We start from the raw sequence: 12,673 nt of genomic DNA on the forward strand, positions 1-12,673 counted from the left end.
ATAAGCTCCTGTTGAAATGCAAGAGGTCTTGATTAATTATAGTATTATCTGTTCGTATTGAATCAAAAGAACAACCTATAGATTAGGGAAACATGGAGTTCCAAACATAAAATCCCGTATTAGCGCAAGCTTAATACGGGACTTAAAAGATTACGGATGGGGTGCTTATAAGGGCTCATACGTAAAATCTTTAACAGTAATTGTTTCCGATGCTTTATTTAGAGGATCGGCTTTATGTTGATTGCTATTCCATATTTTACAATGTGTATGTTGTAAGTAAAAATTAATGTGCACACGGGTACAATCTTCGTTATTTGGGATGTATTTTTCATTCTTTGCAGTAGTTTCCCAATCATACAAGTCACCTTTTTCTTGTTTTGCCCGTTCAAGTGGGACGTTGTCTTTGAAAATTTTTATGTGGATCTTTTTCTCGCCGTCCTTACCATTCCAATACATGTAGGCAGTAACGGTTTTTACTCCATCTGGTATAGGATATTTTTTGAAATTCTCGTCTGTAAGCCATGAGGACCAAGGTTGTAAACCAAGTTGCGCATGAGCATCATTTTCATTAGGAGGATCGTTATACATAATGGGCATTAAGGCTCTGTCAACACCAGATTGCTCTACATTCGCTTTGCCGCCCCATTTTGAAATTTCAAGCATATCGATTTCATTATGATTGTTGGGTTTCTTGTTATCATCTTTAGCATAAGTGAACAAACCAAAAACACTATTATCATCTAATTTAGCAAATCCTGGGGGAGCATATATTACTGCATAATAATGGCCATAACCTAAGGGATTGCCATCTTTATCTGACACTAAAACGGCTTCTGATGAGTTCCATTCTTTTTGTCCACCGCCTAAATCACTTGTGGCAATTTTTAGTTCTAAATCGCCGTTCTCATCGACGCGAATAAAGCGAGGATCATAGCCTTGTCCCTGATCCCATTTATAACGTATCCACCAATTGTTACCGGGGAAGCCGGGATCTGGCACTGCATTGTAATCCAGCCACCATTGATAACCTTTCCAGGTAAGCAGGCAATTGGGATTACCTGTAGCTGCATTACATATCGCATCAAGTGTGGGGTGTTGTGATTGAGGTATTGGGCAATTCGCCGCATAAAGAGGGTTATAAACTAATGATGATAAGACTACTAAACTGGATTTAACTAACTTATACATAATATAGTTCCTTAATCGCTTAGATAAGTTAAGTATAGACAACATATGGCAAGATTTGTTTAAAAATAAACCATTCTTGCGCCATTTTGAAAGCTATAGAGTGCGCGCTTTCCGGCTTATTAATCAACCTCCAATTTTTTGGATCACTTATTGAGTTCAATAAGCGTATCAGCTTAAGATAACCATTTAGTAGTTTTTAAAATACCAAACAATTATTGCCAACAAGTGGATTTACAATGCAATCAGAAGAAATATTAAATGAAAAGAAGCCAGTCCTCTCGGATGAAGAACTACATGAGCAAGCGAATCAGCATATATGTGAATTTAAGCAACTTATCTTTCAGCGCCTTCCCTCCATAATATCACAGATTATTGAACGGGAAGTTTGGAAAAAAAGAGAAAGCCCCTATCAAAATTTTGGGGAATATGCCCTTGATAAATCAGCAGACGGCCTGGGGATTACTAACAATGAAATGTTGTGGTTATTGCGGTCTGCTATGGATGTCAATACGCAACATGTCGCTCATTGGGGTGATGTTCTGAGTATGGTGGATAATAGTGTCAGGGTGTATGCAAAGGAAAATAAAATCTCGATTAAAGATTTGAATAATGACCTTCGGGAGCAAGATAATACGCATCCTAATAATCTGTATCAGGAAAATAATATTACTTATTTACCTTCGCGTTCGCGATCTGTGGATGGACAACTTTTGAAATTAAAAAAGAAAGATCCCATCGCTTATGAAAATGTGGTGCAAGGAAAAATCAATATAAGTGATACTTTGGTCAAAGCGCCTAGAAGACAACAGCAACCTATTGAAACAATTAAAAATAAATTTTTTAACTTGTCTAAATCAGATCGTGAAGCTTTTTTGGAGTGGCTTGAACAAGAAAAAGAGAATCTTCAAGATTAGTAAGCACCAGCTAGGTCGGTTCTTGGGCCGCCCTAGATTTGCTTCAAATTAAAGAGAATGGATGTTCTCTTTATTCCCCGATGGTGATATTCAGCAATGTAGCCTGTTAGCAAACACGATTTTATTAAGTGCGTTATTAGAATAATTCAATAAGTTTTGAAACGTAGAGTCTGCCGTTATTAAATTTTTTGCGCCATGCCTTTACTTAAACTCTTTAAATCTTCAAGTAAAATGCTCATGATGACTCCAATTGCATGATTAGCTTAGGTACGCTCCAAAATGCAACTTGCCCAAGAGAGACCAACTCCAAAACCTGAAATTAACACATATTTATGATGTAATGAGGTATCTTTTAGAATCATTGGAATTGAAGAGGAAACGGTATTTCCATACTGCATTGCGAGAAATGGTAGCCTATCTGGAGAAACATTCAGTTTTCTACGAACTGTATCAATAATAAATTTACTGCCTTGGTGTACTATGAATTGCTCGATTTGATCAATAGATAAGTTATTTTTTTCTATAGTGTATAAAATATGCGGTGGTATTGTTTTGGCTACAAAATTGCACACATCATATCCGTCCATAATAAATTTCTGTGTCATATCATCCACTTTGATTGAGTGACATTTACTTCCATTGCTGCCAAATACAAATTGTTTGATTTGCCAAACATTCTTTGCTGAATTAGTTAAAAGAGTAGCGGTAGCTGCGTCTCCAAAAAGAAGAGATGTATTTTTATCTTGTTCATCAATGATTTTTGAATAAGGATCGGCTGTTATTAATACTCCTTTATTGAATAAATTTGCCTCCATAAACGACTTTATTATGGATAATCCATATACATACCCTGAACATCCTAAAGAGATGTCAAAAACCGCGCACTGTTGTCCCAGAGATAATTTGCTATGCACAATGGCTGACGTATGTGGTAACCCATAATTGTCGGGATTTTGAGTGCAGACGATGAGGCAATCTATTTCTTCATTTTTGTGTCCCGACTTTTCCTGTAAATTAAGATATGCTTTGACGCACATATCAGAGGTTTCTTCATCAATTTTTTTTATTCTTATCGATGTAATACCAACTTTATTCTGAATGAAATTTTCATCCACACCAAAATCGTTTTTCCGAGCTAAATTAGAAATTATTTTTTCAGGTAAATAGAAACCAATGTGTTCCACGTTAATCATAATCTTTTTCCAGTGCCTAATTATAGGTTACTCTGAGTAGGGCCATTGAATATTGAAATTGGGCACTTTCTGGTACACCAAGAAGTATCAGTTCTCCGTCTTGCAACGTTTTGTCTTGAAACAAACGTGTTATTGCTTCACAGGTCAATTCAGGACTACTATGAGTCGCCTCACCCGATTTGTTGAGGGTATAATGACGATTCACTATACGGTTATTACGTAATACAATTTTTTTAGCTCGAGAGCCTTTGTCACAAATAACGCCAAGGTATGTTTCCATTTCTTCATTGCTGATGGGTTGGTTGGGGAGAAAATGACTGGTTTTAGTTATGTACACATTATCCATTGATATACTCCAAGTGATTACAAACACCTGAGTTAATTTTTAGTCCAAAATTAGATCATTTTCAATTCATGCTGTATTATTATTTGTCTATTTCGTCTTTTTTCTGGGCGCGAGCTCAGTAGCACTCTCGGTTTTTCTGATTTTTGGATAATTAAAACAATCGTAGCTTTGTAAAGTGATGTGACGCGAGTTGCATCGCTGTTGTACCATGCTGGATTGGTTGAGGTGAAAATAATTCGCGTTGATTTGCATATTGGATGAGTTGTAATAAATGAACCTTGACTCCGCTTTGCTTCATCAAGGTTTCGTTCATTGCCTATTTCCTCTATTGAGGGGCATAAATTTCAGTTGCACATGGCATCCATTCTTTGCACATAGCTTAAATCAGACTCCTCATCTTTTTGTTGCAAAAATGACTGAGAACTCCCATTTTCATGGTCAAAAAAAGAAAGAGAGGTTTCTGAAACTCTTGGACTGGATGCATCTTCCCTCCACGATACGGATTCTTGAGTTTCCGAACGGCTATCAGTTACCTCCTGACTACTTGTATCATTATCAAAATAATCATCACTAAACCAGCGGCTTGTCAGTCTCTTCGTGATAGAAGCAGAGGCTGATTCTGCCTCTTCAGGGGCATTTTCCTGAATGCTTGGTTTTTCGGTGGCGGTGGCATTTTCTGGGGGATTAAGTAGTGTTACTTGATCGAGAGTGGATAATTTTTCTGCAAAATTAGAAGGAGTTGCCCACGGGTCATTAGTTAACGATTTACCACCAGCTTTTAATAAATGCCCTGTAAGAGTCACACAGTTATATACTTCTGTGTTCTTGGGATTTCCGAAGAGAACGCTGTGAATAAAGCCAGATGCTGTTACTCCGGGGAGAAGTTGGTAACACACTTCACCTGTATCAAATCCTGCTTTTATCCGTGTGAACTCATCTTTCATTTTTTGCTTGTCAAGACCATGTACTACAAATACTTTATCGGGTGGCAACGGTAAAATCTCAGCAGGCTCCATAAGATTTGCGAAATCTGCTGGTGGCCTAATCGCTTCTTGCATGCAATCATCTTCTAATTTTGTAGCTAAAGTGGCTTTTAATGGCCATATTGAGGTAAGGCCTCCAGCTGGGGTTGCTTTGGGCCAGATACTCCAATAATTACCTGGCTCATCGTCAAACTTCATTGCGACATGACCCAGGGTATTGAGCCCAGTTGACCACGAATAGATGGTGACGGTACTGTCTTCCATTGGCTCTTCTAATGGGGCTGATTCAATACTTGCATTTTCTTTTTTACCTAACATAAAGGATTCCTCCCTTTATTGGTTATTTAACAGCAAACCAAACTAATGCTGCTGATGCGACGAGCATCTTTGATAAAAATTGCCCAAATGATTATATGGAACAATAGAGTTGCTTGCAAGGTTATTGCTTTGATCTTCATGAAAACCATGAATTCACTCTTTAGCACAAAACCTACCCTCCTTTAAAAGGATGGTAGGTTGCATTGAGTTAAATAAGCACCATTAGTTAACCATGGCGTCATATCGCGAACAGTAATCCAAATCAGATTCTTCTTCCCTTTGCGCAGTAACCTGTTCACTACTAAAAAAGGATTCAGAACATTCTGACGCTCTTGAAGAGGTATCTTCATCTCTAGATGCTGGTGATGGTGTCTCTTCATCTCGTGAAGGTGTTTCTATCTGCGTTTCTACTTTTGCGGATTCCTCAGTTGGGCCGCTATCATAAGAAGGCCAATCATAATCATAGCTATTAGAACTTTGCTTTGTTGGTTCTGTGCTGGAATAAGTTTCTTTCGGAGTGAAAAAGCTTACGAAAGAATTGTATATGCCTCTCAAAAAGCCAGGTTCTTCTACAGTTGGGCTCGTTTGACCTTGCTCTGGGACTGTTTCACTAGGTTCTGGGCTTTGCTCGGTAGCCGTATCTGTTGCTTCTGTTTCTTTAAACCGAGCAGCAAAATGGCTATTAATGCTTGAGGGCGCAGCAAAGGACAGTATGCCCTCAGGTCTCTTTATGCCACCGGCCTCTAGGATTCTACTTACTGCTTCGGCACAATTAATTACTTCAACTTGTGCAATTTCAGAATCAATGAGACTTCTATCGTACATCTTCAGTCCTAACATCATATTCGTGGTGGAAGCATTACAGTTCAAAATAGCCGCTGCAGTTTTAGTGACGCAACCAGGGGTTAAGCTAAAGCTGGCGCGGCCTGAATCCATTACTTCGTGTAATTTGCTCATTTCTTCAATCACTGCATTTATATCTGCTATCTCGTCAGTAAGGTCATACGAGGCATGAATAGGGCTGTCCGTGTGTGATGGGGAGCTATGATTTACTGCTTTTGTAGGGAAAATGTACATCGAGGTCACAGCAAGCGGTGTTAGTGGAGATAAATCAGTACTAGGATAAACACTAATCACATATTTTTTACCGTCACAAGTGGCTTCTATGGAAACATGTCCTGTACCACCGACTTCGGGATGTTTGTGGTAATTTAATACCACTTTTGAAGTTGTTTCGACAACCTCGATTTCTATTTTCTTTTGCATAATACACCACGCTATAAATTTTAAAAGCACAAGGTGTATTATAAATAATCATTATTAAGAGGATATTAAGAGTACCACGCAAAATGCGTAAAATTTTTACAATGGATTGCTATGTGAATATTTTAATATTGAAAGCGATTATAGCTTACCAAGACGTTTAACTGATTTTACGCACACTAACCTTACGTCCTTTCAATTTGCCATTTTGTAAATATTGATACGCTTTATCAGCATGGTTGCGATGAATTGCGACATATGAGAGCATGGCTGTGATGTTAATTTTGCCAATGGTGTCTCCGGCTAATCCTGCATCTTTGGTTAATGCACCAAGAATATCTCCAGGCCTGATTTTATCTTTTTTACCGAGGGACAGGCTTAGGGTAACCATTTCTGAGACTAATCGAGTCGCATGACTGCTGCCAAAGTCATTATTGTTTTCCCAGATAATAGGGGAGGACAGATTATCTTCAATAGCACAAATTCGTTGCGCATCTGCTGGTGTCGTAATACTTAAAGCAAGACCTTTATTTCCAGCCCGTCCAGTGCGACCAATACGATGAATGTGGACATCATGGTCAAAAGCGAGATCGAAATTAATGACTGCTGGAAGCTCCTTGATATCAAGACCTCGGGCGGCAACATCAGTGGCTACAAGAATAGAACAACTTTGGTTGGCAAAACGCAAGACTGCCAGATCGCGATCTGCTTGTTCCATATCTCCATTTAAAGCGACCGCGCTAAAGCCTTCGTGAATGAGTTGATCTGTTACATCTGCTGTCTGTTGCTTGGTATTACAGAAGATTAAAGTCGAAGTGGGTTGATAGTGTAGTAGTAATGACTTTAATAAAGAAAACTTCTGCGCTTGTTTTGTTACCTCATAAAAACGTTGTTCAATATCAATTTCATTAGATGAGGTTTCCACCAGGACTTCTTTGGGACTCATCATAAACTGTTTAGCCAATTGCTTGATTTCTTCAGGATAGGTCGCCGAAAACAGTAAGGTTTGGCGTTGCTTAGGAGTGGCAGAGATAATGCTTGTGATGTCATCAAAAAATCCCATATCAAGCATTCTATCGGCCTCATCTAACACGATAGTTTTTACTTTAGTTAAGTCTAAGGAAGCATTTTTCAAGTGCTTAAGAACTCGACCTGGTGTTCCTACTATAATATGAGCTCCATGTCTCAATGAATCCAGTTGAGGTTTCATCGGTATACCACCGGACAAATTAATCACTTTAACATTAGGCATCAAACAGGCTAAGCGACGGATTACTTGGCCGACTTGTTCTGCCAGTTCACGGGTAGGGCAAAGGACCAAACCTTGTACTGCAAAAAACGAAATTTTTAAATTATTTAATAGGGACAAAGCAAAAGCAGCGGTCTTTCCACTTCCTGTTTTTGCTTGAGCAATTATATCCTCATTGTTAAGTATTATTGGCAGACTTTGCCTTTGGATGGGCGTCATGCTGTCATAACCTAAAGAAGCAATACTTTGTATGAGTTCTTGGCGCAGGGGTAACTGAGAGAACAATAGTTGTTGATGGGATAGTTCGGATTGAATCATTGAGTGCACTTGTATTTTATAAGAGGTGCATAGACTAACATTTTTTAGTCCAATTTTAAATCAATTTGTTGTTGACCTCTTCCCTCATCATCCTTGTGTGCCTTAGGTAATTCTCTGACAAAAGAAACAAGTATAGGCTTTTAAGTCCAGCGCAACATGTTAAGTTGAATGCTAATTGATGCAAATCATGTTAAAATTGCACAAAAAATACAAATAGATTTAAATTTAATCGTCATGTTTGATAAGTAGCGAGCTTTTGAACGATCAATAAGCGTTATTTTTAAAATAGGTAAAGTGAGGCAGGGTTAATGTTAGAGGTAAAAAGCTTAAGTATGTTGTTTGGACCTAAATCTTTATTCCAAAATGTGGATTTGACCTTATTGCCTACGCAGCGTTATGGAGTAGTCGGCGCCAATGGTACAGGCAAGTCTACTTTTTTAAAAATATTAGCAGGCGAAGAACAAGCATCACATGGCACTGTTGAAAAAGCAAAAAGTCATAAAATAGGTATTTTGAAGCAAGATCATTTTCGTTATGAACAGGATCGTCTTGTTGATGTTGTTATTCGTGGAAACCACGTTTTGTGGGATGCGCTTACCGAAAAAGAGAGCTTGTACTCTAAAGAAACTTTTACTGAGGACGATGGTTATCGTCTGAGTGAGTTAGAAGAAATCGTAATGAATCAGGGTGGTTATGAAGCTGAGTCTACAGTAAAAAATTTATTGCTTGGCTTAGGCATTGCCGAAAAGTTTCATTATGGTCCCTTGAGTGCTTTATCAGGTGGTTACAAATTACGTGTTTTATTGGCACAAGTTCTTTATCAACAACCAGATATTATGTTACTCGATGAACCAACTAACCACTTGGATATTATATCGATTGCATGGTTGGAAGAATTCCTAAAAACATCATTTAAAGGATTATTGATTTTTATCTCTCATGATAGAAGTTTTCTCAATAATACTTCCACGAATATACTTGATATTGATTATGATACGATACTCGATTACCCAGGAAATTATGATAAATTTTGTTTTGCTAAAGAGGAACGCTTACGCTTGAAACAAAGTGAGCTGAAAAACCAGGAAAAACGAATTGATGCGTTGCAAGGTTTTGTTGATCGCTTTGGCGCAAAAGCAAGTAAAGCAAGCCAGGCGGCGTCACGTCAAAAAATGATAGAGCGGATAGAGTTGGTTGAGATCAAAGAATCTAATATTTTCAAACCCTATTTTAATTTCCAGCAAAAGAAATCTTCCGGAAAATTAGTTGTTCAAGTAGAACAGTTGCACAAAAAATTTGATGAGCGAGTATTATTAAAAAATGTATCGGTTACCATACAACGTGGCGATAAATGTGCCATTATAGGACCCAATGGCATTGGAAAATCTACTTTACTGAAAATTCTATTAAGGGAATTACACTCAGATCAGGGACATTTTGAATGGAGTGACACTGTAAACGTTGGTTATTTTGCCCAAGATTATCGAACTCAACTCAATCCAGAACAAACTATTTTGCAATGGATGGAGGATAATATAGCTGCATCCTCACAGGAAATCAGGAAAGTGCTTGGTCAAGTACTATTTCGCGGAGCAGATGTTGATAAAAAGATTGCAGTATTAAGTGGTGGAGAGTCTGCTCGGTTAATTATGGCCAAATTAATTTTGGAAAAACATAATGTTTTGATATTTGATGAGCCAACCAACCATTTAGATCTTGAATCGATAGACGCCTTAATCGAAGCAATTCAGTTGTTCCCAGGAACCGTATTATTTGTTAGCCATAATCGTTATTTTATTGATGACATTGCAACACGTATCATTGTCCTAACCGAACAATATGGAGTGCAGGATTTTCTTGGTAATTACAATGATTATTTAGAACAGTATGGAAAAGATTATCTTGCAACGGCATAACATGAATCCGTTTTGAAGAGCAATCTTGATTTTGTCGGGCCTTGGCCCGACCTGCTTACTTTTAAAAATACTCAATACAGTCATCTTATGAACGCGCAACGTGCCACTGACCATTCATGAAAAAAGGTTGTGTCCACTGCATTTGTAACTGTTCGTTTTTATCTTTAAGTGATTGTGTTAATTGATTTGCTCGCACTGTGACTGAATGATTTGAGCCATCAACCTTTTTAATAGAAATTAAATTGCTTTGTTGATAGTTAATAAATTGCGGCAATAAAATGTCAACGTTAGCGTCTTTTGCATCAACATCAATAATACAATCATCAAGATTAACAACATACTGGGCATTTTCATTACTGTGAATCGTTCTGTGTTTGCAATGATTTGCTGAGGATACTAATAATTCATTTGTATTATATTTTTTAGCTTGGGCAAGACGATTCAAAAACTCAGCAAGATCGCCACTATAGCCACATAAGTTAATGCGAATGAAGGCGTCTGTCGCGCCCATCGCGTTACCATTATCCACTGCGACATTAAGATCTTTAAGCAGAACTTGCTCGCCGGTCATTTTTGAAATGTCTGGACTATTGAGTTTTGCAAAAAAAGTAGGGCTACCTGGAATGCTGATGACTTCCGTTCCAGGATAACGCTTCAGCATTTCCTCTTTGACAATGTTATGCCGCTTTACAATGGTATTAAAGGCATCCGTACGTAGGGCTTGTCCTGCATCAGGAAGTGCGGCTAGGGCGGACATAAGATTCAACGCGTCAGCAACACCTGGAGTGCTTTCTCCTGTGGTTAACTTCCAGACATAGGAAAAGAAATTAGGAAAAATACTGGCAGCATATGCATCACTCATAGGAAACCACATATAACCCAGACGATATCCCGGTTTTCCAAGTGCTTTGGAAACAGAATTAAACGCCAAAACATGTTTTCCCTCATTTCTTGCCTTGGCAAGCCAAGCCATATTGTCTTTAATATATCCCGTACCATCACTACCATAAGATGGTGAAGAAAAGACTAAATCAGCAATGATGATGTTTGCTTGAGTATATGGCTTGCGGAATTTGCCATCAGGATTATTGGGCGAGGTTACAAATTCAACCACGATTTCATCCGGTTTTGGCTTCACTTCACTCGGATCGTTAAAGCCCTGAAAGCGCGCATTTGGATAGGGTCGATAAGTTACGGCGTGCTCATGGAATGAATAAAAAGGTATCTTTTCAACAAAAAGGAAGTGTTTTTGTGGCTCAGATGCAGCAATTGCATAAACTAGAGCAAAAATAATTTGTAGTGAGCCATTGGATGGACAAAAGGTATATTTTGTTTCATGAGGATCAAGAAACAATTCTTTATTACCAATGCGTGCATGATATGCGCGAAGCGCTTGATCGACCTCATTAAAAAAGGCCACGCTTGAAGGAATCAGTAGACTTTTTTCACCAGGTTGTCCCAAATAAACGGCACTGTCAAAAACATGCACTGCTGGAGGGTTAAGTAAGCCATAACGTTGGTATAATTCAGTAAACATTGGCGTCTCGTTTGGCCGCATGTAAATGAGCGGATCAGCGGCGTTGGCAGAAGCAGTGACAAATACAAACAATAAAAGAATCTTAGACTTAAATACTGCCTTCAAAAAATTTGTTCTAAGCATCAACCAATCTCCTATAAATCAGCTCCTTTTATTCATAGTTACAATAAGGTCACAAAGGGTCAAGTTTTTTTATTTATGTTATTGGCGCCATTGAATCATTATAGATATTGGCGTGTACACTCGAAAGTGGCCGAATTTAGCGATTCATTGTAATTTTGTCGGGCCTTGGGCCGACGATTCCTTTGACTCAATAAAAAATTCATCAGGAGTTAAGCTTTGAATTTTGCATGAGTCAGCCTTCATCTTTAAGTAAATCAAGAAATTCATCAATTGTATCTGGAGTTGCTTTCTTATAATTACCGCGTCTACTGATAAAACTTCCCGCAAGCTCTTTAAGATTCAGCATCATTTCAGTTGCTTTGACACAGACGGCGATGCCATTAACTACAATTGCGTCATCGATTATAAATTCCTTTTGTCGGGCAAATAACAACATGGGAAGACCGCCCGCTAAAATGATCACTTCTACTCCTTTGGCAACCATTGGTCTTATTTGTTGGGTAAAATCATCAAGCATCTTTTGATAAATCACGGTGTCGCTAAAAGCCAGTTCAAAATCTTTTACTTGCGCATTGACGGCATTCACCATAATTACCCTCTCTTGCAGGCCATAATGGCGAATTTGATTTTCATGCCAGGGAATAAATACTGGATTAATCGTAACAAGACCAATTTTATAACCTAGGCTGCACGCATGGAGCATATTGGCCTCACCAAGACCAATGACTGGAATATCCAGAACCGCTTTTATTTCATTGATTCCAGGCTCTTGGAAATGGCCTATAACAAAGGCATCGTAACCTTTTTTTTCAGCTTCGATTGCATTATGAATTGTTTGCATTGCACAGCGAAACTCAGTGAGGGGATGCAGATTTTTGTCTGGCGGTGTTAGGCCATGTACTTCAAACTGGAAGTTTTTATCAGCATATTGGTTTAAGTGAGTTTGTAGATGCTTGATGTAATTTGCCTGTTGTTTGGGATCCACAAAACTTTGATACCAAATCCGTTTAGTCGTATTCAAAATGATATCCTCTTAATTATTGGGGGATGGTAAATTTCTGAATCATTCAAGTATAGATAAAAAGCTAGGCTTTTATCTAGAGTGAAATATTCCGGGGACGGTCCGGGACGGCCCCGATGTGTTTTGAACAAGTTGACTAATAATTAACGGGGTCCGTCCCCATATTTACAGGTGTTCCACAAACAACGGCAGTACTTGATGGAGGAAGAATACAGGCTAAACTAGAAGTTTGTGAGCATTTGACCACATGGAGATAAGGATCAAGCGCGCAAGCTCCGGCTCCGCAAACAATTTGATGATTATG

Annotated in this window: 11 protein-coding genes; 2 read left to right on the top strand and 9 right to left on the bottom strand. The window is 38.4% G+C overall.

Annotated features, from left to right (window positions below; translation table 11 throughout):
* Nucleotides 1–165 precede the first annotated feature (165 nt).
* Nucleotides 166–1,188, bottom strand: a complete 1,023-nt coding sequence (locus BGO44_RS06870; RefSeq protein ID WP_058509675.1) for a hypothetical protein — start codon at nucleotides 1,186–1,188, stop codon at nucleotides 166–168.
* 236 nt (nucleotides 1,189–1,424) lie between these two features.
* Between BGO44_RS06870 and BGO44_RS06875 the strand changes: the two genes are divergently transcribed.
* The gene (locus BGO44_RS06875; protein ID WP_273197763.1) at nucleotides 1,425–2,102 is read left to right on the top strand and encodes a hypothetical protein; all 678 of its coding nucleotides are present in this window, start codon (nucleotides 1,425–1,427) and stop codon (nucleotides 2,100–2,102) included.
* Between the two features lie 263 nt (nucleotides 2,103–2,365).
* Here the strand turns inward: BGO44_RS06875 and BGO44_RS06880 are convergent, their stop codons facing one another.
* The 6 genes from BGO44_RS06880 to dbpA form a co-directional block, all read right to left on the bottom strand.
* Complete coding sequence (locus tag BGO44_RS06880; RefSeq protein ID WP_058509673.1) at nucleotides 2,366–3,295, bottom strand: ketoacyl-ACP synthase III; 930 nt, start codon at nucleotides 3,293–3,295, stop codon at nucleotides 2,366–2,368.
* 16 nt (nucleotides 3,296–3,311) lie between these two features.
* A complete protein-coding gene (locus BGO44_RS06885; RefSeq protein ID WP_058509672.1) occupies nucleotides 3,312–3,641 on the bottom strand; it encodes a hypothetical protein in 330 nt (109 codons plus the stop codon).
* A gap of 151 nt (nucleotides 3,642–3,792) precedes the next feature.
* Nucleotides 3,793–3,954 carry a hypothetical protein gene (locus BGO44_RS06890; protein WP_157070688.1) on the bottom strand — a complete coding sequence of 54 codons (162 nt, stop codon included), beginning with the start codon at nucleotides 3,952–3,954 and terminating at the stop codon, nucleotides 3,793–3,795.
* A gap of 31 nt (nucleotides 3,955–3,985) precedes the next feature.
* A complete protein-coding gene (locus tag BGO44_RS06895; protein ID WP_273197762.1) occupies nucleotides 3,986–4,942 on the bottom strand; it encodes a hypothetical protein in 957 nt (318 codons plus the stop codon).
* A gap of 222 nt (nucleotides 4,943–5,164) precedes the next feature.
* Nucleotides 5,165–6,208, bottom strand: a complete 1,044-nt coding sequence (locus tag BGO44_RS06900) for a hypothetical protein (protein ID WP_273197761.1) — start codon at nucleotides 6,206–6,208, stop codon at nucleotides 5,165–5,167.
* A gap of 157 nt (nucleotides 6,209–6,365) precedes the next feature.
* Nucleotides 6,366–7,772, bottom strand: a complete 1,407-nt coding sequence (gene dbpA / locus BGO44_RS06905) for an ATP-dependent RNA helicase DbpA (RefSeq protein ID WP_273197760.1) — start codon at nucleotides 7,770–7,772, stop codon at nucleotides 6,366–6,368.
* 308 nt (nucleotides 7,773–8,080) lie between these two features.
* On the opposite strand from dbpA, the gene BGO44_RS06910 reads away from it, so the two are divergent.
* A complete protein-coding gene (locus BGO44_RS06910) occupies nucleotides 8,081–9,688 on the top strand; it encodes an ABC-F family ATP-binding cassette domain-containing protein (RefSeq protein WP_273197759.1) in 1,608 nt (535 codons plus the stop codon).
* Between the two features lie 85 nt (nucleotides 9,689–9,773).
* On the opposite strand, the gene BGO44_RS06915 is transcribed toward BGO44_RS06910, so the two are convergent.
* Both BGO44_RS06915 and BGO44_RS06920 read right to left on the bottom strand, forming a co-directional pair.
* Entirely contained in the window at nucleotides 9,774–11,348 is a 1,575-nt protein-coding gene (locus tag BGO44_RS06915) for an aminotransferase class I/II-fold pyridoxal phosphate-dependent enzyme (RefSeq protein WP_273197758.1), read from the bottom strand.
* Nucleotides 11,349–11,580: 232 nt separating this feature from the next.
* Complete coding sequence (locus BGO44_RS06920) at nucleotides 11,581–12,369, bottom strand: aspartate/glutamate racemase family protein (RefSeq protein ID WP_273197756.1); 789 nt, start codon at nucleotides 12,367–12,369, stop codon at nucleotides 11,581–11,583.
* Nucleotides 12,370–12,673: the final 304 nt, after the last annotated feature.

The sequence above is a fragment of the Legionella sp. 39-23 genome (assembly GCF_001897665.1).
Classification (GTDB): domain Bacteria; phylum Pseudomonadota; class Gammaproteobacteria; order Legionellales; family Legionellaceae; genus Legionella; species Legionella steelei.

Coding starts and splice junctions, on each gene's coding strand:
- BGO44_RS06885 (WP_058509672.1), bottom strand. CDS start 3,641: ATGGATAATGTGTACATAACTAAAACCAGTCATTTTCTCCCCAACCAA.
- BGO44_RS06880 (WP_058509673.1), bottom strand. CDS start 3,295: ATGATTAACGTGGAACACATTGGTTTCTATTTACCTGAAAAAATAATT.
- BGO44_RS06910 (WP_273197759.1), top strand. CDS start 8,081: ATGTTAGAGGTAAAAAGCTTAAGTATGTTGTTTGGACCTAAATCTTTA.
- BGO44_RS06890 (WP_157070688.1), bottom strand. CDS start 3,954: ATGAACGAAACCTTGATGAAGCAAAGCGGAGTCAAGGTTCATTTATTA.
- BGO44_RS06900 (WP_273197761.1), bottom strand. CDS start 6,208: ATGCAAAAGAAAATAGAAATCGAGGTTGTCGAAACAACTTCAAAAGTG.
- dbpA (WP_273197760.1), bottom strand. CDS start 7,772: ATGATTCAATCCGAACTATCCCATCAACAACTATTGTTCTCTCAGTTA.
- BGO44_RS06870 (WP_058509675.1), bottom strand. CDS start 1,188: ATGTATAAGTTAGTTAAATCCAGTTTAGTAGTCTTATCATCATTAGTT.
- BGO44_RS06895 (WP_273197762.1), bottom strand. CDS start 4,942: ATGTTAGGTAAAAAAGAAAATGCAAGTATTGAATCAGCCCCATTAGAA.
- BGO44_RS06875 (WP_273197763.1), top strand. CDS start 1,425: ATGCAATCAGAAGAAATATTAAATGAAAAGAAGCCAGTCCTCTCGGAT.
- BGO44_RS06915 (WP_273197758.1), bottom strand. CDS start 11,348: ATGCTTAGAACAAATTTTTTGAAGGCAGTATTTAAGTCTAAGATTCTT.